Origin of the sequence: Clavibacter sp. MX14-G9D (assembly GCF_032917815.1) — a bacterium.
GTDB lineage: Bacteria > Actinomycetota > Actinomycetes > Actinomycetales > Microbacteriaceae > Clavibacter > Clavibacter michiganensis_K.
Genome location: NZ_JAVCVL010000426.1, coordinates 1 through 701, shown reverse-complemented (window position 1 = coordinate 701; position 701 = coordinate 1). Strand labels below are relative to the sequence as shown.

Sequence of the window (701 nt, the reverse complement as noted above, 5' to 3'; positions counted from 1 at the left end):
GACCGTGCGGACCAGCGGCCCGACGGCGCCCGTGACGGCGACCCACACCGCCGCGGTCGCCCGCAGTGCGACGCCGCCGAGCACGATCTCGAGGCCCGCCGCGCCGGCGTCGTTGCCGACGAGGAGGTTCGCGTCGGCGAGGGCCCGCGGGTCGAGGGCTCCCGACGGGGAGACGCCGATGCCGCCGTGGCCGGGACGGCCCGCGTCCTGCACGAGCATGAGCGGGCCGGTGCGCTCGACGACGAGGGCGGGAGCCGTCGCCTCCGTGGCGCGCCGTCCGCGGCGCGGGGCCTCCGGGCCGGTCACCCCGCCACCTCCCGGAAGCGCACGGCGGATCCGGGCACGAGGAGCGCCGCCGGCTCCCGCTCCGGATCCCACAGGACCGCCCGCGTGGTGCCGATCAGCTGCCAGCCGCCCGGCGACACCCGGGGGTAGATGCCGCTGAACTCGCCCGCGAGCGCCACGGCCCCCGCGGGGACGCGCGGCCGGGGCGACGACCGGCGCGGGACCTCGAGCCCCGGCACGCCCGCGAGGTAGCCGAACCCGGGCGCGAAGCCGCCGAAGGCGACCGTCCAGATGCCGGAGGTGTGCCGCGCGACGACCTCGCGCGCGTCGACGCCGAGGAGGGCGGCGACGTCGGCCAGGTCCTCGCCGTCGTAGACCACGTCGATCTCCACCGGATCGCCGCCGCGCGCGCCCGC

1 protein-coding gene and 1 pseudogene are annotated in these 701 nt (G+C 79.5%); both read right to left on the bottom strand.

Going from position 1 to position 701, the window contains the following annotated elements:
- A pseudogene (locus Q6969_RS16105) lies at positions 1-306 on the bottom strand (allophanate hydrolase subunit 2 family protein); the annotation flags it as partial.
- Positions 303-701: carboxyltransferase domain-containing protein (locus Q6969_RS16100; RefSeq protein WP_317231339.1), on the bottom strand; the 399-nt coding region annotated here is incomplete at its 5' end. The gene Q6969_RS16100 and the pseudogene Q6969_RS16105, both read right to left, overlap by 4 nt.